Source organism: Pseudomonas sp. W5-01 (assembly GCF_046540435.1).
In the GTDB taxonomy this organism is placed as follows: domain Bacteria; phylum Pseudomonadota; class Gammaproteobacteria; order Pseudomonadales; family Pseudomonadaceae; genus Aquipseudomonas; species Aquipseudomonas graminis_B.
In genome coordinates, this window is sequence record NZ_JAXCIP010000006.1 from 325,979 (window position 1) to 343,097 (window position 17,119).

General features: G+C 60.7%; 16 protein-coding genes and 1 pseudogene. 2 read left to right on the plus strand and 15 right to left on the minus strand.

What is annotated here, in order from left to right:
• Positions 1-193 precede the first annotated feature (193 nt).
• The 8 genes and pseudogenes from SLW75_RS20705 to SLW75_RS20740 all read right to left on the minus strand — a co-directional run bounded on the left by SLW75_RS20705 (position 194) and on the right by SLW75_RS20740 (position 8,217).
• Complete coding sequence (locus tag SLW75_RS20705; RefSeq protein WP_410935321.1) at positions 194-1,228, minus strand: ABC transporter substrate-binding protein; 1,035 nt, start codon at positions 1,226-1,228, stop codon at positions 194-196.
• A gap of 87 nt (positions 1,229-1,315) precedes the next feature.
• On the minus strand, positions 1,316-2,182 hold the full coding sequence (locus tag SLW75_RS20710; protein WP_122536747.1) for an ABC transporter permease: 867 nt from the start codon (positions 2,180-2,182) through the stop codon (positions 1,316-1,318).
• A gap of 39 nt (positions 2,183-2,221) precedes the next feature.
• The gene (locus SLW75_RS20715) at positions 2,222-3,103 is read right to left on the minus strand and encodes an ABC transporter ATP-binding protein (protein WP_407073235.1); all 882 of its coding nucleotides are present in this window, start codon (positions 3,101-3,103) and stop codon (positions 2,222-2,224) included.
• 14 nt (positions 3,104-3,117) lie between these two features.
• Positions 3,118-4,011, minus strand: a complete 894-nt coding sequence (locus SLW75_RS20720) for a TauD/TfdA dioxygenase family protein (RefSeq protein WP_296310323.1) — start codon at positions 4,009-4,011, stop codon at positions 3,118-3,120.
• Positions 4,012-4,317: 306 nt separating this feature from the next.
• The gene (locus SLW75_RS20725; protein WP_065990991.1) at positions 4,318-5,106 is read right to left on the minus strand and encodes a MetQ/NlpA family ABC transporter substrate-binding protein; all 789 of its coding nucleotides are present in this window, start codon (positions 5,104-5,106) and stop codon (positions 4,318-4,320) included.
• A gap of 217 nt (positions 5,107-5,323) precedes the next feature.
• Positions 5,324-6,139 (minus strand): annotated as a pseudogene (locus tag SLW75_RS20730) (sigma 54-interacting transcriptional regulator); the annotation flags it as partial.
• A 132-nt stretch (positions 6,140-6,271) separates the two neighbouring features.
• Complete coding sequence (locus SLW75_RS20735; protein ID WP_192135872.1) at positions 6,272-6,853, minus strand: alpha/beta hydrolase; 582 nt, start codon at positions 6,851-6,853, stop codon at positions 6,272-6,274.
• Positions 6,854-7,146: 293 nt separating this feature from the next.
• Positions 7,147-8,217, minus strand: coding sequence for a fatty acid desaturase (locus SLW75_RS20740; protein WP_410935322.1), 1,071 nt, complete (start codon positions 8,215-8,217; stop codon positions 7,147-7,149).
• Between the two features lie 110 nt (positions 8,218-8,327).
• Between SLW75_RS20740 and SLW75_RS20745 the strand changes: the two genes are divergently transcribed.
• Entirely contained in the window at positions 8,328-9,335 is a 1,008-nt protein-coding gene (locus tag SLW75_RS20745; RefSeq protein WP_410935323.1) for an AraC family transcriptional regulator, read from the plus strand.
• Positions 9,336-9,347: 12 nt separating this feature from the next.
• Here the strand turns inward: SLW75_RS20745 and SLW75_RS20750 are convergent, their stop codons facing one another.
• Entirely contained in the window at positions 9,348-10,058 is a 711-nt protein-coding gene (locus tag SLW75_RS20750) for a Crp/Fnr family transcriptional regulator (RefSeq protein ID WP_410935324.1), read from the minus strand.
• Between the two features lie 106 nt (positions 10,059-10,164).
• On the opposite strand from SLW75_RS20750, the gene SLW75_RS20755 reads away from it, so the two are divergent.
• Positions 10,165-10,701, plus strand: a complete 537-nt coding sequence (locus tag SLW75_RS20755; protein WP_410935325.1) for a DUF962 domain-containing protein — start codon at positions 10,165-10,167, stop codon at positions 10,699-10,701.
• Between the two features lie 236 nt (positions 10,702-10,937).
• On the opposite strand, the gene SLW75_RS20760 is transcribed toward SLW75_RS20755, so the two are convergent.
• From SLW75_RS20760 to dibA, 6 genes are all read right to left on the minus strand, one after another.
• The gene (locus SLW75_RS20760; RefSeq protein ID WP_065990983.1) at positions 10,938-11,927 is read right to left on the minus strand and encodes a sulfate/molybdate ABC transporter ATP-binding protein; all 990 of its coding nucleotides are present in this window, start codon (positions 11,925-11,927) and stop codon (positions 10,938-10,940) included.
• A gap of 3 nt (positions 11,928-11,930) precedes the next feature.
• On the minus strand, positions 11,931-12,803 hold the full coding sequence (gene cysW, locus SLW75_RS20765; protein WP_065990981.1) for a sulfate ABC transporter permease subunit CysW: 873 nt from the start codon (positions 12,801-12,803) through the stop codon (positions 11,931-11,933).
• Between the two features lie 12 nt (positions 12,804-12,815).
• Positions 12,816-13,637 (minus strand): sulfate ABC transporter permease subunit CysT, encoded by an 822-nt coding sequence (gene cysT / locus SLW75_RS20770; RefSeq protein WP_065990979.1) that lies wholly within the window; start codon positions 13,635-13,637, stop codon positions 12,816-12,818.
• A 68-nt stretch (positions 13,638-13,705) separates the two neighbouring features.
• A complete protein-coding gene (locus tag SLW75_RS20775) occupies positions 13,706-14,716 on the minus strand; it encodes a sulfate ABC transporter substrate-binding protein (protein WP_410935326.1) in 1,011 nt (336 codons plus the stop codon).
• An 81-nt stretch (positions 14,717-14,797) separates the two neighbouring features.
• Positions 14,798-14,980, minus strand: coding sequence for a sulfur starvation response protein OscA (oscA, locus tag SLW75_RS20780; RefSeq protein WP_065990977.1), 183 nt, complete (start codon positions 14,978-14,980; stop codon positions 14,798-14,800).
• Positions 14,981-15,181: 201 nt separating this feature from the next.
• Positions 15,182-17,104 (minus strand): phosphodiesterase DibA, encoded by a 1,923-nt coding sequence (gene dibA / locus SLW75_RS20785; protein ID WP_410935327.1) that lies wholly within the window; start codon positions 17,102-17,104, stop codon positions 15,182-15,184.
• Positions 17,105-17,119 lie beyond the last annotated feature (15 nt).

The window sequence follows — 17,119 nt, forward strand, 5'->3', positions numbered from 1 at the left end:
GTTGTGTTTGACGCGAAACAGCGCCTCGTCTGGACGACGGGATATCTCACAAGTTCGCTGCGTCCCAAACATCTGGCTCGCACGCAAATCCCCTGTAGGAGCAATCGGAGGTTACGACGGTCGCGAAGGCGGTGTAACTGGCACACCGCCTCCCTATCTGACGTGCCTAAACAGCCCGATCAAACATCAAGGATCAACTCCCCGCGCCACCGTGGGCTTCTTCGAAGAAGAAATCCTTCCAGCTGTCGGCCTTGTTTTTCAGCACACCCAGCTCGTGCAGTTTTTCGGCGTAGATGAACGTGCGCTGGGGCACGACGGTGAAGTCGATTTCCGGGTCAGAGACGATCTTCTCCACCAGCGGCAACGGCAGTTTCGATTTCTCGACGTCGATGTAGGTCTTCGCCGCCGCAGGCTTGTCCGCCTTGATGATTTTCTCGGCCTCGGCCAGCGCGTCATAGAACGCTTTGTAGGTCTTCGGGTTTTCGTCGTGGAATTTCTGGGTGGTGTAGAGCACGTTGAACGTCGCCTGGCCGCCCAGCACATCGTACGAACTCAGCACCTTATGCACCTTGGGGTTTTCCAGCTCCTGATACTGAAAGGGCGGGCTGGAAAAGTGCGCGCTGATCTCCGACCCGCCGGCGATCAGCGCCGAGGTTGCATCCGGGTGCGGCAGGCTGACCGAGATGTTGTCGAATTTCTTGAAATTGTCGTTCCCGAACAGCTTCGCGGTTTCGATCTGCAAGGTGCGCGACTGGAAACCCACGCCCGCCGCCGGCACCGCGATGCGGTCCTTGTCGGTGAAGTCGTTGAGGGTCTTTACGTTCGGATTGTTACTGAGCAGGTAATTGGGCATCGAGCCCAACGAAGCAATCGCCTTGACGTTCTGCCTGCCCTTGGTCCGGTCCCAGATGGTCAGCATCGGCGGCACGCCCGCCGACACCACGTCCAGCGCGCCAGCCAAGAGGGCTTCATTCATCGCGGTGGCGCCGGAAATGCTGTTCCAGTCGACCTTGATATCCAGGCCCTGCTCCTTGCCGTGCTTCTCGATCAGCTTCTGCTGCTGAACGACGTCCAGAATCAGGTAACCGATGCCGAACTGCTGAGCAATGCTGATCTTGCCTTCAGCGTGGGCGCCGCTGCTCAACAATGCGCCAGCCAGCCCCAATGCGGCGGCGAGCGCGGTCAGTGTCGGGCGCTTGGAGGGTGCAGCTGTCTTCGAAAAATCCATATATTTCTCACGATGAAGGCGAAAGGGGGTGACAGCCTCATTGCCTATCAAGCGGCCACAAGGCGGAGCGTTCGTTGATAAAGCAGATCAGCGCTGCATGCCCCACCGCTTCACGGTCAGGCGCTCGACGTTGCTGAACAGCAGGTTTTCCACCAGCAGACCGATGATGATTACCGCCGCCAGACCCGCGAATACCTTGTCGGTGTACAGCTCGTTGCGATTCTGGAAGATGTACCAGCCCAGACCGCCCTTGCCTGAAGACGCACCGAACACCAGTTCAGCGGCGATGAGGGTTCGCCAGGCAAACGCCCAGCCGATCTTCAGACCGGCGAGAATCGACGGCAGCGCCGCGGGGATCAGGATGTACCAGACGAACCGCAGCCCCTTGAGCCCGTAATTGCGCCCGGCCATGCGCTGGGTTTCAGAGACCCCGAGAAATCCCGCGTAGGTATTCAACGCCAGTGCCCAGAGCACGGAGTGCACCAGCACGAAGATCAGGCTGTTTTCACCCAGGCCGAACCACAGCAGCGACAACGGCAGCAGCGCGATGGCCGGCAACGGGTTGAACATCGCCGTCAGCGTGCCCAACAGGTCGCGGCCCAGTTGAGTCGACACCGCCAGGGTAGTCAGGCCGAACGCCAGGACGATGCCAATCAGGTAGCCCTTGACCAGGACCGTCAGGGAAATCCAGACCTTGGTCAGCAATTCGCCGCTGGCAATGCCGTCAATAAACGCCGAAGCGGTTTGCAGAAAGCTCGGCAGCAGCAAGTCGTTGCCTTGAATGCGCGCGGCGATTTCCCAGATGATCGCGAGGGCGACGAGGATGACGGCCTTGCGCACCCAGCTCACCTGCCAGATGCGTTGCGCGAGGGGAATGTCGCGGGCCAGGTCTTCCTGGGTGAAAGGCTCCAGCACGACTTCGTATTCTTCCCGCAGAGGGGGTGAAAGGCTCATGGGTGCAATCTCTTGATGGGGTAGCGCGACGAACCGCGATCAGTAGGCAATCCGAACATCCTGAAACCGCAGATCCGGCTCGACTGCAGGCGCTTCGCCCTCGTCGAACAACAGCCGGTGAATGCGCTGAGCAGACGCCTGGAACTCAACCCCGCCAAGGCTTTTCAAGTTGTACTGATGGCTGTTGATCTCGGCGCGCACGCGGCCCGGATGGGGCGACAGCAGCAGAATCCGGTTGCCCACCACCAGTGCTTCCTCGATGGAGTGGGTCACGAACAGCAGCGTGAAGCGCACCTCTTCCCACAACTCCAGCAGCTCCTCCTGCATCTTGCGACGGGTCAATGCGTCGAGCGCGGCGAAGGGCTCGTCCATCAGCAGGATCTTGGGCTGCATCGCCAGCGCCCGGGCAATCGCCACGCGCGCCTTCATGCCGCCGGACAACGTGTGCGGATAGGCATCGGCGAAGGCGCTCAGGCCGACCTTCTCCAGGTAATACCGCGCACGTTCCTCGGCTTCACGACGCTTGAGGGTGCGCGAGGCCAGCAGCGGAAACATGACGTTCTGGATCACCGTCTTCCACGGCGGCAACTGGTCGAATTCCTGAAACACCACAATGCGGTCCGGCCCCGGCTCCCTGACCTGCTGGCCAGCCAGACGAATCTGTCCTTCGCTGGGCTGAATGAATCCGGCCACGGCTTTAAGGAGCGTGGACTTGCCGCAGCCCGACGGGCCGAGCAACACGAAGCGGTCGGCCGGATCGATTTCAAAACTGACCTGATGGGTGGCCCGCACTACGCGTTCCGGCGTGCGGTACTCAAGGCTGACGCCCTGTACTTGCAGCAGCGCTTCAGCGGTGGGCTGATTGGCCTGGTGCGCGTTCAAGCGATCGCTAGCCGTGTGGCTTTGCAGAACAGCATTCATGGAGCTCTCCTGGATCAGAACGGCGCATCGCCCTGAATGGTGGTGCGGTGCAAGCGACGGCGCAGGTGATCGGGCGTGCCGCCGGCCAGATGAATCAGCGAGCGGTTGTCCCAGAACACCATGTCGTTCTCCTGCCACTTGTGGCGGTAAACGCCTTCCGGGCGAACGCTGTGGGCGTACAGCTCTGTGAGAATCGCCTGACTCTCGTCTTCCGGCAGGCCGACGATGTGGGTGGTGAAGCCTTCGCTGACAAACAGCGCCTTGCGCCCGTTTTCCGGGTGGGTGCGCACGATCGGATGGCTGACCACCGCGACCTGGGCCAACTGTTCAGCGCTGAGGGTCGGCCGCCAGTTATCGGCGTTATGCCCATGGCTGTAACGCGAGGTGTAGCTGTGCGCGGCGCTACGACCTTCGACGGCCTTGCGCAGGTGCTCCGGCAGCGTGTCCCACGCCAGGTGCATGTCGGCGAACAGGGTGTCGCCGCCTTCGCTCGGCAGTTCCTGAGCGTAGAGCATCGAGCCCAGGCTCGGCAGTTCTTTGTAGGACAGGTCCGAGTGCCAGTATTTACCGGCATCGCCCAGTCCCACCGGCTGACCGTTCTCGACGATATTGGAGACGATCAGAATCTCGGGGTGATTGGCGAGCAGGAACTGCTTGAGCACATGAATCTGCAGGACGCCAAATCGGCGGCTGAAATCGATCTGCTGCTGCGGGGTGATGTGCTGATCGCGAAAGACGACAACGTGATAATCGAGATGCGCTTGATGCACGCGGGCAAAATCGGCGTCGTTGAGCGGACGGGACAGATCCAGACCGACGATTTCCGCGCCCACCTTTTCGGCGAATGGACGCACATCGAACGGCTGACCGGGCGCTTGCGCGGACGAAGCGTGGGAGGCTGCTGGCATGAGAACTCCGACTCCAAAAGGCGTGGCTGAGGAGGGAGGACTTTAAAGCTATAAGAACGGAAGTTTAAATATCGTTAGAGCATATGCATAGCGCCGAACAACCTATCGAAGGACGTCGGTACTCATTGTCCTCACCGCAGCCGCAGGCCCGGAAACGTTGACGAATTTCTACGTTAAAATGCAAAAACGCGCTTGCCCGTCGCCACTCCCTGCAGCCGATGACAGTGCGTCAGCGGAGCGGGAGCAGCGGCGGGCAAGCGCGTTTTTTATCGTTGAGCGCGCGGCAGTTGCTCGCTCAGGCCTTGATCAGAACGCCGGCAGTACCGCGCCGTCGTACTTCTTGTTGATGAAGTCTTTGACTTGCTGGCTGGTCAACGCCTTGGACAGCTTCTCGATCGCGTCGGTGTGAGCGTTGTCGGTACGGGTCACCAGGTAGTTCACGTACGGCGAGTCGGCACCTTCCAGAATCAGCGCATCCTTTTTAGGGCTGAGCTTGGCTTCCAGCGCGTAGTTGGTGTTGATCAGATCCAGGTCAACCTGATCCAGCGCGCGCGGCAGCAGCGCCGATTCCAGCTCGCGGAATTTCAGGTGCTTCGGGTTGGTGGCGATGTCTTTCGGCGTCGCCAGAGCGTCTTTCGGGTCTTTCAGGGTGATCAGGCCGTTCTTCTGCAACAGCAGCAGGGCGCGACCGGCGTTGCTGCCTTCGTTAGGGATGGCAACGGTTGCGCCATCAGGCAGCTCGGCGATCGACTTCCACTTCTTCGAGTAGCCGCCGAACGGTTCGACGTGTACGCCGACACCAGTCACCAAGGTAGCGCCCTTGCCTTTGTTGAAGCCGTCCAGGTAAGGCTTGGTCTGGAAGTAGTTGGCGTCCAGACGCTTCTCGTTCAGTTGCACGTTCGGCTGCACGTAGTCGGTGAAGACCTTGATTTGCAAGTCCACGCCTTCTTTGGCCAGTTCAGGCTTGATCAGCTCGAGGATCTCGGCGTGCGGAACAGCGGTGGCGCCCACAACGAGCTTCTCGGCAGCGTGTGCAGCGCTGATGCCCAGGGAGAGAGCGGCCGCCAGTGCGGTGAACAGAAACGTCTTCTTCATGCGATGTCCTTAATAGAAATCGGGTCGCCTCGTGGGCGACTGTGCCTTCGATCTGCCGCGGGATCGACCCTTGGCAGGGTGGCGGCTGATGCGGACAGTACCGAGATTTTTTATTCCGAGACAATACTTTTTAGTCGGATGGTTATGCTTTTTCGTTCTCAGGGGGCGTTTTCCCACCGGCCCATCAAATACATAAGCCCGAGTGCCCTCAGCGAACAGGCAGATTCAGGTGTTCCGGCAGGATTTCCGCACCGCTGCTGACCAGCAGCGCGTAGTGAATGACGTTCTCCAGCTCCCGCGTATTGCCCGGCCAGTAATGGGCTTCAAGCACGCGCTGCGCGTCCTCGCCGATCAACGGCATCTCGAAGCCGAAGCGCTGGCTGTAAATCCCCAGGAAGTACTCGGCCAGTGGCAGGATGTTGCCCGGCTGCTCGCGCAACGCCGGCAGATCGAGGCGCCCTTCGTTCAAGTAGCGATAAAGCCGCTCATGGAATTTGCCGGCGGCGACTGACAGGCGCAGATCGATGCTGGTCGCTGCGACCAGCCTGACGTCGACCTGGCTGGGCTGCGTGGCGCCGACGCGGGTGACTTCGTGGTTTTCCAGCGCCGCCAGCAACTTGATCTGGATCGCCATTGGCAGGTCGGCGATCTCATCAAGATAAAGGGTGCCGCCGGTTGCCGAGCCGAACCAGCCGGCACGACTGCTGGCAGAACCGCTGTGGGCGCCAGCGGCGTAACCGAACAGCTCGGCGTCGGCGTAAGTCGAGCTGATGGCGCCGCAGTTGACCGACACGAACAACCCGGCCCGGTCGCTGCCACGGTGAATATGACGCGCGAGCAATTCCTTGCCTGTGCCGGATTCGCCGCGGATCAGAACCGGCAGGTCCAGTGGTGCCAGCAGCTCCATCTCTTCGCGCAGCTGCCGTGATCGAGGATCGACGAACACCAAGGCCTTGGCGCGGATGCTCAGCGGGCTTTTTTCAGCATCAGGGAAGGTCAACAGCGGGTGGATCGAAATGTCGGAAAGGCTCATGGCAGGCTCCCGCCCCGGCCATTCATGGACCCGGGCGTTGAAAAAAAAGCCGCAGCACCTGTCGGTTCACTGCGGCGAAAATGATGCTGAGAACAGTGGGCTCGTGCGCAACGACGGTGACGTGTGCTGATGTCATGCGCGGCGGCGGGTAAGTTGCTCGATACGCCCTTGCAGCCGGTACAGGTAAGCGAAACCCTGCTCCCAACGCTGATGGCCCGACTTCACGTTGATATGGCCAGCGCCGCTGAGGATGCCAATTTCGGCGCCCCAATTGCGGGCCATTTCCATTGCGCGCAACGCACTGACGGCTGAATCGTTGTCCGAGCTGACCACTTGGGTCGGGAACGGCAGCAGGTGCTCGGGAATCGGCGCGAAATTGCGGATCGCCGGCGGGCAATTGGGGCGTTCGACGTCAGCGGGGGCCACCAGCAAGGCCCCTCGCACCTGACACAAACTCGTCAAAGGCGCCAGCTGCGCCCAATGGGCGACGGTGACGCAACCCAGGCTGTGGGCGATGAGAATCACCGGTGTGCTGTCAGAGGCGATAGCGCGCTGCAGTTCACCCACCCAATCTTCTCGACGCGGTTTAAGCCAGTCGGCCTGCTCCACGCGCACGCTGTTGGGCAGGCTGTTCTGCCAGTGAGTTTGCCAATGGTCGTCGGCAGATCCTTGCCAGCCTGGCACGATCAAGTAACGGATCGATTCGTTATGCATGGCCTTCGCCTCCTGCATGGTGCGTTCATGGGGGCGAGTATAGGGATCGGACATATATTCGAAAAAGAATAAGAAGCTATTTATTAATAGCTCGAAAATATATGCCGCTGCATCAGAAGAAGGCGCCAAAAAAGAGGGCCACCCCCTGCCTTAAAGGGGTGACCCTGAGAATCACGCTGTCTGCCCCCAGCTCGCCGGGGATGAGCAGAGATTAAGGGGCGGTTGTTACAGAAATTTTTATCCGGAGAAATTTCCTACAAGCCGGCGAGACTGGCGCAATGGTCCGTCAGGTATCAACCGCGCGCAGGCTTGAGCACCGAGTCATTTTCAGTCATCCGCTCAAACCGGTTGGCCCGCCCGAAGGTGCCGAAGTCATTGAAGCGCACGCCCATCTCAGCCATCACCTTGTGCGCAACGGATGCCGTCATCTGGCGGATGTAGAAAGGCTCCTTCACCACAAAATGATGGATGCCATGGGTGCTGCCGAAGTTGAAGCAGAACGCCTGCAGCGGCCACATCCACCACGGGTTGAGCACTTGGGTCTGCTGCATGACATTGCCCATCTCGACGTCGCCGTAGTAATGCATGTTCGAACTGACGAAATGCAGACAGAAGGTCCTCAGCACGTTCGGGCCCACCAACACCACAACAGCGATGTCGATGACGTGCATGACCGCCAGCGTGTCCGCCGACCATTCAATCGGGCTGCCCATCAGACCGGCAATGGCATTGGCGGCATGGAAGCCCAGAAACACGTACCACGTGCCCCAATTCGCCAGCGCCAGAGGCGCATAGACACGCAGGGTGCGCTTGAGAATGCTGAACTTATGCGCCCAGGTTTTCGCGCGCAGCATGCGGATCAGCGACGACATTACGTTATCGCCCACCATCAGCAACCGCGCCAGGCCCCATGGCTCGCCGTTGGTGATGGCGCGCTCCTCCATATCGGCCTCGGTGCCGGAGACCTTGTGATGGTTGAGGTGCAGATGCCGACGAATCCATGGGTTGATTGTGCTCGGCCGCGCCAGCCAGACCAGTGCCAGCATCAGGTTATGGGGCACGCGCTGTTTGCGGAAATACATGCTGTGGATCAGGTCGTGTTCAAGCTCGTGGGTCAGCGAGGCGAAGAACGCATTCAGCAGCAGACACGACCACCAGGCCAGATAACCCCCGAGATAGAGCGCCGCGCTGCCGATCATGCCGGCCAGTGCGAAGAACAGGATGCCGGCGCCAATGGCGTCCTGATGCCGTAGCAGCGGATAGCGCTCACGCAACGCGGCGCCGTGGGCGGAAACCACGGCACGAATATGCGCTGATCGTTGTTGTGCATTCAGTCCGGCAGCACTTGCAGAAGTGTCGTGCATGATTCCATTCTCCGGTTTCAGGATGAGAAAACGTGGCACCACTGTGCCGCTTGGGGAGGGAAGCTGCCTGACCGTGAACGCCAATCTGTAGACCGGAGGCGCCAACCTGTATGTCTGAGCCGAGCATTCTCGCCAGCTGGACCCGCGCCCTGCGCAAGCAACTCGATGCTCTCGGCCTCGATAGCCTCGCGCTGAGTCAGGCTGCAGGCCTGGATCCGCAGCTGATGGATGATCCCAACGCGCGATACCCGGTGACAGTGACCACCCGTTTCTGGGAGCTGGCGGTGCAGGCCAGTGGCGATCCGGCGCTGGGCTTGCGGGTGTCTCGTTTCGTCAGCCCGACGACCTTTCACGCACTGGGTTACGCGCTGGTCGCCAGCGGCTCGTTGCGTGAGGTGTTCGAACGCATCGTGCGTTATCACCCGGTGGTGAGCGACCCGCTGGTGATGAGCTTTGAACGTGTGGATGAGCGTTACGAATTTCGTTTCCGCGTGCCCGACGGCAGCCAGGTGCCGGCCAATGAGGCCATGGACGCCTTCGCCGCAATCTATGTGCGCACCTGTCGCAACCGCCTGGGCCGTCATTACGCGCCGCTGGCCGTGCACCTGATGCGTCCGCAACCGGAAGACCCTCAGCCGTGGCATGACGTCTTCCGTGCGCCGCTGTTTTTCGGCGCGGCGGAAAATCTGCTGAGTTTTGCCAGCGAGGATTTCGACAGGCACCTGGACGATGGAAATCCGGAGCTGGCCGTGCACAACGAGGCGGTGCTCAACCGCACCCTCGAGCAAATCAGTGCACTGACGTGGGAGCGCAAGGTGCGTGGCGCCATCGAGACCCACTTGCCGGAGGGCGAGCCGTCCGCCGAACACATCGCCCACACCCTGCACCTGAGCCTGCGCAGCCTTCAACGCCATCTGGCCGACGAGGGTTGCCGCTACGACTTGCTGCTCAATCAATGCCGGCAGAATCTGGCCCTGCAGCACATGCGCGACCCCGGTTGCTCGCTCAGTGAAGTCGCCTATCTGCTCGGTTTCGCCGACACCAGCAGTTTCAGCCGCGCGTTTAAGCGCTGGACCGGCATCACGCCAAGCCAGTATCGCGAAGGAATGCTGCGCTGACGGGTGACGCCCTCAGCCGCATGCGCCGGTCAGGCGATGAAGGGCCGCCTCACGCAGCCATTCAATGTCCAGCACGCCGATAAGATCGTGATCGCGCCGGACGAGCTGCCGTTCGGCGAGCTGCCCCAACACCCGCTCGACCACCTCACCGCTCAACCCGAGGCAGCGACTCGAGGCCATGTCGGCAAGGGGCACGCTGCGCACGGAGCGGTCCATCTCGCCATAGGCTTCGGCCAGCATCAGCAGCCGAAACGCCACGCGCTCTTCAGTCGGCATCAGGGTGATGTCTTCGATGGCGGGCACGGCGAGGCCGAGCTTGCGTCCCAGCAAATCGCGGAAGTGCCGCCAAAAGGCCGGGTGCTCAGCCAGCAGTTGCTTGAGTGGCGCGTGGGGCATGTGCAGAAGAATGACCGCATCCTGGGCGAACACATCGTGGGTTGCGGGGAGGTCGTCGAACAACGAGGCCTCGCCGAACCAGAAGGGCCGATAGCCTTCTGCCGGGGGCATGTCCCCTTGCTGTGGTTTGAGGGGATTGATGCGCAACGAGCCCGTGAGCAACGCGTACAGACCGGGCGCCGGGTCGCCGCGCTGGAAGATCGATTTGCCGGGCGTCACCCGGCGCTGCCGCATGCTGCTCAGCAAGCTATCCTGCAACAGCGCAGGCAGATCGCGGAACCATCGGTCGTTGATAAACCATGAGCGCCATTGGGTTCCATTCGTCATGTGAATCTCCTTTTGATAGCCGGCGTTTTGTTGCAGGCTGAGCCGTGCAGCGGGCTCAGCCTTAAAAAATCAGCGGCATGATCCACGTATCCACAGAGGAATAACAATGAAAAACCTCGTCGATCACCTCAGCCAGTACGCGGCCTACCACCGCGACACCCGCAATATCCTCACCCACTTCGTCGGCATTCCCCTGATCGTGATCGCGGTGGCCGTGCTGCTGTCACGCCCCGGCTGGACCAGTTGGTCCCTCGGCGGGATTTGGGTGTCGCCCGCTTTGCTGGTGAGTCTGGCGGCCACATTTTTCTACCTGCGGCTGGACGCCTTCTTCGGCGTGCTGATGGGTGTTCTGCTTACGCTGTGCCTGTGGCTCGGCGCCCATCTGGCGCAACAGACCACCATGGTCTGGCTCAGCGCAGGCGTCGGCTTGTTCGTGCTCGGTTGGGTGATTCAGTTTGTGGGCCATTATTACGAAGGCCGCAAGCCGGCGTTTGTCGACGACCTCACAGGCCTGATCATCGGCCCGCTGTTTGTCGTCGCCGAAGCGGCTTTTTTGCTGGGAATGAGAAAGAAGTTGCAGCACGCCATCGAAGCGCGAGTGGGCAAGACCCATCGGCGGGATTTGAAAAAGGCTGCGGTTTAAAGCTCAGACCCACCGCCTTCGCGACCGTAGTAACCTCCGATTGCTCCTACAAGGGATCTGCGTCCGGCCCGGATTGTGAGTACCCACACGAACCTGTAGGAGCGTGGCTTGTCCCGCGATCGGCGACGCAGTCGTCGCAAACTGGATAATGCGGTGCATCAGGCAGAACGCATTATCAGGATTGCTGCCGGTCCCCGGCAGATCGCGGGACAAGCCACGCTCCTACAGGGGTACGCTTAGAGGTTGTCGACTTTCTGCCAGACCTTCGGCTTGAAGAACAACGTCTCGCCCCTCGCCAGTCCGGTCAGGCTGTCATGGTCTTTCACCACTTCGGCTTCGATCAGCTCGGGTTGCCCTTCGACCTTCAGCGTCACCCGCGTCGTGGCGCCCAACGGACGGATGTCCCGAACCTCCGCCGCGTGGTGCCCTTCCACTTCATGCCGTGACAACGACACCTCGTGCGGGCGGAACAGCACGTGATTGTCATCGCCCAGGTGCAGGCGGTTCGAGTCACCCAGAAAGTGGTAGACGAAGTCGCTGGCCGGGTTCTCGTAGACGTCGCCGGGGGAGCCGATCTGTTCGATCACACCCTTGTTCATCACCACAATGCGGTCCGCGACTTCCATCGCCTCTTCCTGGTCGTGGGTCACGAATACCGAAGTCAGGTTGATGTCTTCGTGCAGCCGCGCCAGCCAGCGACGCAGTTCCTTGCGCACCTTGGCATCCAGCGCGCCGAACGGCTCGTCCAGCAGCAAGACCTTCGGCTCCACCGCCAGGGCACGCGCCAGGGCAATCCGCTGACGCTGACCGCCCGACAGTTGCTCCGGATAGCGATCCGACAGCCAGTCCAGCTGCACCATGTTTAGCAGCTCATGCACTTTGACCGCGATCTGGCTCTCGTTCGGGCGCTGGTTTTTGGGCTTCATGCGCAGGCCGAAGGCGACGTTGTCGAACACCGTCATGTGGCGAAACAGCGCGTAATGCTGGAACACAAAACCCACGTTGCGATCACGCACGTCGTGGCCGGAGACATCTTCGCCATGGAACACGATGCTGCCTTTATCCGGCGTTTCCAGCCCTGCAATGATGCGCAGCAGCGTGGTCTTGCCACAGCCGGACGGGCCCAACAGCGCGACGAGCTCGCCACTCTGGATATCCAGACTGATGCCGTCGAGGGCCTTGAAGGCGTTGAAATTCTTGCTGACGTTACGGACTTCGATCGACATGAATTATTCCTCCGCCGCGTTTTTGCGCAGACGGCTAATGCGCGCTTCGCTCCACTGCTTGAGCAGCAGGATGAACAGCGCAAGGATCAATAACAGGCTCGCCACGGCAAATGCAGCCACGTGGTTGTACTCGTTGTAGAGAATCTCGACATGCAGCGGCAGGGTGTTGGTCACGCCGCGAATGTGGCCCGAGACCACAGACACCGCACCGAACTCGCCCATGGCCCGCGCGGTACACAGCACCACGCCGTAGATCAGGCCCCATTTGATGTTGGGGACGGTCACGTGCCAGAACATCTGCCAGCCATTGGCACCGAGCAGGCGCGCGGCCTCTTCTTCCTGCGTGCCCTGCTCCTGCATCAGCGGAATCAGCTCGCGGGCCACGAACGGCACGGTGACGAAGATGGTCGCCAGTACGATGCCCGGCAGGGCGAAGACGATCTGGATGTCGTGCTCCTGCAGCCAGGGACCGAACACGCCACGGGCGCCGAACATCAGCACGTAGATCAGACCGGCGATGACCGGCGAGACCGAGAACGGCAGGTCGATCAGGGTGACCAGAATCGCCTTGCCGCGGAACGAGTATTTACTCACGCACCAGGCCGCGGCGACGCCGAAGACCACGTTGAGCGGCACCGAAATCAGCACTGCGAACACGGTGAGCTTGAGGGCCGACAGCGCATCGGGCTCGAGGATGGCCGCGAAGAATCCGCCGAGGCCGTTGCTCAAACCCTGGCCGATCACCACCACCAATGGCAGCAACAGGAAGAACGCAAAGACCAGCCAGCCAAGGCCGATCAGAATGCGCCGCGACACCGCGCTGCCACGACGGGCAGCGTTGGCGGAGGACGCAGCAATGAGCGATGAATCAGACATAGGTGCGCCTCCTCAGTTAGGGGTTTCGATGCGTCGCTGCAACAGATTGATCAGCAGCAACAGCACGAACGACACCAGCAGCATCATCACGCCGATCGCCGTGGCGCCGGTGTAGTCGTACTGGTCGAGCTTGACCATGATCAGCAACGGCAGGATTTCGGTCTTCATCGGCATGTTGCCGGCGATGAAAATCACCGAGCCGTACTCACCCACGCCCCGGGCGAAGGCCAGCGCAAAGCCGGTCAGCCAGGCAGGCAACAAGGCCGGCACGAGGATGTGACGGAAGACTTGCAGGGGTTTGGCGCCAAGGCACGCCGCCGCTTCTTCGACTTCCCGGGGGATGTCCGCCAGCACCGGCTGAACCGTGCGCACCACGAAGGGCAAGGTGACAAAGGTCAATGCCAGGGTGATGCCGAAGGGGCTGTAGGCGATCTTGATGCCCATGTCGGCGGCGAACTGGCCGATGAAACCGGTGGGTGTGTACAGCGCGGTCAGCGCGATACCGGCAACGGCGGTGGGCAATGCGAACGGCAGATCAATCATCGCATCGATGATCTTGCGACCGGGGAAGGTGTAACGCACCAGCACCCAGGCCAGCAGCGTGCCGATGACGCCGTTGATGATCGCCGCGAAAAACGCGGTGCCGAAACTCAGCCTGAGCGCTGCGAGCACGCGAGGCGCGGTGACGATGTTCCAGAACTGAGCGGCGCTCAGCTGGGACGCGTGGATGAACATGACCGCAAGCGGTATCAGCACAATCAGGCTGAGGTACACCAATGTGTAACCCAGCGTCAGCCCGAAGCCGGGTATGACGGGGGATATGCGTCGCGACATAAAAGTCCTTGGTTTACACACGTTACCCGGAACAAGTCCGGGTCCTTTTATTCCGTGGAGCGCTGCGGTTACTGCGGAATGTAGATCTGATCGAACACACCGCCGTCATCGAAGAACTTGGGCTGGGCCGACTTCCAGCCGCCGAAATTTTTGTCGATGGTCAGCAGATTCAGTTTAGGAAACTGCTTCTCGTACTTGGCGGCCACTTCAGCGTCACGGGGACGATAGAAGTTTTTCGCCGCGATTTCCTGGCCTTCCTTGCTGTACAGGTGCTTGAGGTATTCGGTGGCGATTTCGGTGGTGCCGTGCTTCTCGGCGTTCTTCTCGACAACGGCCACGGGAGGCTCGGCCAGAATCGACAGCGAAGGTACGACGATGTCGAACTTGTCGGCGCCGCCGCCTTCTTTCAGCGCCAGGAACGCTTCGTTTTCCCACGCCAGCAACACATCACCCTGACCGTTGTTGACGAAAGTGATGGTCGAACCGCGCGCACCGGTGTCCAGCACAGGCACATGCTTGAACAGCTTGCCAATGTATTCCTTGGCCTTGGCTTCATCGCCGCCATTGGATTTGAGACCGTAGCCGTAAGCCGCCAGGAAATTCCAGCGAGCGCCGCCCGAGGTTTTCGGGTTTGGCGTGATGACCGACACGCCGTCCTTGATCAGGTCGGCCCAGTCATGGATGCCTTTCGGGTTGCCCTTGCGCACCAGAAACACAATGGTCGAGGTGTACGGGGTGCTGGCGTCAGGCAGTTTGGTCTGCCAATCCGCAGGGAGGGTCTTGCCCAGCTTGGCGATTTCGTCGATGTCGCCGGCGAGCGCCAGGGTCACCACGTCGGCAGGCGAGCCGTCGATCACCGAGCGGCCCTGCTTGCCCGAGCCACCATGGGACTGGTTGATCTTCACGGTGTCGCCCGGGTGGGATTTTTTCCAGTAGCTGATGAATTCGGCGTTGTAGTCCCGGTACAGCTCGCGCGTAGGGTCATACGACACGTTCAGCAGGGTGAAATCCTTGGCGACAGCAGAACCGGCAAACACCGCACTGGCGAGCGCGGCCAGCGCATAACGACGAATGGACATGAATCAAGCTCCTGGACGAATTTTCTTTTGTTGGCTTTTCGAGTTGCAGGTCGTGCAGTGTTCGTTATGCGGGAGCGTGGCTCAGCCCTGCTTGTTGCTCGGGTTCTGCAGACGGAATTTCTCTTTGCGCTCGATCTGCACCACCTGCGCGTTGTGCACCGTGATTTCAACCGCGCCAAAACGCAGGTCGCGCAGCGCGCTTTGAATTTCACGCAAAATGCTTGCTTCGTCCTGGCCGTCAACGCTACGTAGAGATGCGCTCATGTTCGTGCTCCTTGAAAGATTTGCCGCAGCGTGGGGGCGACCGCTGCTTGTGGCGTGAGCGCGATATTAGAGACGCAGAGATATTCTTAAAAAGACTATTTAAGAATGCATATATAACCAAAAGGCATTTACGGAGGGTGTGGTCAGCTAGCCGCTTCAAAAGCGGCGATGGGACCTGTAAGCGGTGGCCATGCTGCCGTCTTAAGCAGAGACAAAAACCGGCGCATGGTGCCAGTCGATCTGTTCCGCCGGCATGGGCCGCGCGAACCAATAGCCTTGGCCCAGTTCGCAGTTGTGCTTCAGCAGGAAACCGGCCTGACTGGCCTGCTCGATGCCTTCTGCCAACACGCGCATACCCATCGCCCGTGCCAGGGCGATGATGGCGTTGACGATCGCGATGTCGTCATCGTCATCCGGCAAACCGGCGACAAAGCCCTGATCGATTTTCAGTTTCTGCACCGGCATGCGCTTGAGCCGCAGCAGTGACGAATAGCCCGTGCCGAAATCATCAATGGACAGTTTCAGGCCCAGATCCCGTAGCCGGTGCATCTGCTCGATGGCTTGATCGGGGTCGTCCATGATCGCGCTTTCGGTGACCTCCAACTCGAGAAACTGCGGCGCCAGTCCGGTTTCGTTCAGCACTTTGGCCACCCGCCGATCAAGATCACCACGGCCGAACAAACGGCTGGACACGTTCACCGCGACGAACGAGACATTCACGCCCTCCGCCAGCCACTGGTTCATCTGCCGGCAGGCTTCGGTCAGCACCCAGTTATCGATGTCGGCAATCAGCCCGCTTTGCTCGGCGATGGGGATGAATTCACCCGGCGAGACCATGCCCCGTGCCGGGTGCTCCCAGCGCACCAGCGCTTCGACACCTTCGATGCCGCGGCTGTGAAGGTTGTGAATCGGCTGGTAAAACACCCGCAGCTCGTTTTCCTCGACAGCCTGTCGCAGCTCCGCCGCCAACTCGACGCGACGCTGGGCGTGGGCGGTCAGTTCGGCGGTGTACATCGCGTAGCTTTCACGGCCCTGATGCTTGGCCTGTGACAGCGCGGCATCGGCGTTACGCAGCAACTGCTCGGCGGTCAGCGCATCGTGGGGGAAGATGCTGATGCCGACGCTGGCGGTGAGAAACAGCGATTGCCCGCTGACCAGAAAAGGCTCCCGCAGCCCTTGCAGAATGCTCTGCGCCAGTTCGGCGGACTGAACGACCTGCTGGGCGTTTTCGAGCAGAATCGCGAATTCGTCGCCGCCCAGCCGCGCCAGCGTGACGCCCTTCTCCAGATGGGTTTCGAGGCGCTCGGCGGCAGCTTTCAACACCTCGTCCCCGGCGTTGTGGCCGAGGCTTTCGTTGATGTGCTTGAAGTGATCGAGATCGACGAGCAGAAGTGCCAGGGTGCGCTTATTGCGGCGGGCGTGGGTATGCGCCTGCTCGGCACGGTCGGTGAACAGCAGGCGATTGGGCAGACCGGTCAGCGGATCGTAATGGGCCAGATGCGCCAGCTCGCGCTCGGAATGCTTGATCGAAGAAATGTCGGAAAACACCGCGACGAACTGAGTAATTGCACCATGCTCGTCCCGGATCGGACGGATGCTTTGCCACTGCGGGTAGATTTCGCCGCTTTTGCGCCGGTTCCAGATTTCGCCACTCCACTGCCCTGCGCTGTGAATAGTCTTGAACATGCGTTCGTAGAACTCAGGGCCATGGCGCCCTGATTTGAATTTGCTCGGCCGCAGACCCAGCACTTCATCCTGCTGATACCCGGTGATCTCGCTGAAGGCGCGGTTCACGTGCACGATCACACCCGTGGCATCGGTGACCAACACGCCTTCCAGCGTGGTGTCGAACACCGCCGCTGCCAGTCGCAGACGCTGCATGTCTTCATCCCGGCGCGCCAGTTCGGTGACGCCCATGAATCGGAGCAACCGCGAGCGGGCGAGATAGATCAGCACCGCGCTGAGGGCCAACCAGATATAACCGCCGGCCTGCTGCGCCCGGCCCAGTTGGGTCGGGTCGTCGATCAGCCGCGGCAGCACATGGTCCATGACCGCCGACCACCCAATCGATACAACCCCGTACAACGTTGCGGTGCGTAGCGCATCCCGGGTAGTGCTCGACATAGATAGAAACAACCT

Coding starts and splice junctions, on each gene's coding strand:
- SLW75_RS20715 (WP_407073235.1), bottom strand. CDS start 3,103: ATGAATGCTGTTCTGCAAAGCCACACGGCTAGCGATCGCTTGAACGCG.
- SLW75_RS20705 (WP_410935321.1), bottom strand. CDS start 1,228: ATGGATTTTTCGAAGACAGCTGCACCCTCCAAGCGCCCGACACTGACC.
- cysW (WP_065990981.1), bottom strand. CDS start 12,803: ATGTCTGATTCATCGCTCATTGCTGCGTCCTCCGCCAACGCTGCCCGT.
- SLW75_RS20750 (WP_410935324.1), bottom strand. CDS start 10,058: ATGACGAATGGAACCCAATGGCGCTCATGGTTTATCAACGACCGATGG.
- cysT (WP_065990979.1), bottom strand. CDS start 13,637: ATGTCGCGACGCATATCCCCCGTCATACCCGGCTTCGGGCTGACGCTG.
- SLW75_RS20745 (WP_410935323.1), top strand. CDS start 8,328: ATGTCTGAGCCGAGCATTCTCGCCAGCTGGACCCGCGCCCTGCGCAAG.
- SLW75_RS20775 (WP_410935326.1), bottom strand. CDS start 14,716: ATGTCCATTCGTCGTTATGCGCTGGCCGCGCTCGCCAGTGCGGTGTTT.
- SLW75_RS20755 (WP_410935325.1), top strand. CDS start 10,165: ATGAAAAACCTCGTCGATCACCTCAGCCAGTACGCGGCCTACCACCGC.
- SLW75_RS20760 (WP_065990983.1), bottom strand. CDS start 11,927: ATGTCGATCGAAGTCCGTAACGTCAGCAAGAATTTCAACGCCTTCAAG.
- SLW75_RS20740 (WP_410935322.1), bottom strand. CDS start 8,217: ATGCACGACACTTCTGCAAGTGCTGCCGGACTGAATGCACAACAACGA.
- SLW75_RS20710 (WP_122536747.1), bottom strand. CDS start 2,182: ATGAGCCTTTCACCCCCTCTGCGGGAAGAATACGAAGTCGTGCTGGAG.
- oscA (WP_065990977.1), bottom strand. CDS start 14,980: ATGAGCGCATCTCTACGTAGCGTTGACGGCCAGGACGAAGCAAGCATT.
- SLW75_RS20735 (WP_192135872.1), bottom strand. CDS start 6,853: ATGCATAACGAATCGATCCGTTACTTGATCGTGCCAGGCTGGCAAGGA.
- SLW75_RS20725 (WP_065990991.1), bottom strand. CDS start 5,106: ATGAAGAAGACGTTTCTGTTCACCGCACTGGCGGCCGCTCTCTCCCTG.
- dibA (WP_410935327.1), bottom strand. CDS start 17,104: ATGTCGAGCACTACCCGGGATGCGCTACGCACCGCAACGTTGTACGGG.
- SLW75_RS20720 (WP_296310323.1), bottom strand. CDS start 4,011: ATGCCAGCAGCCTCCCACGCTTCGTCCGCGCAAGCGCCCGGTCAGCCG.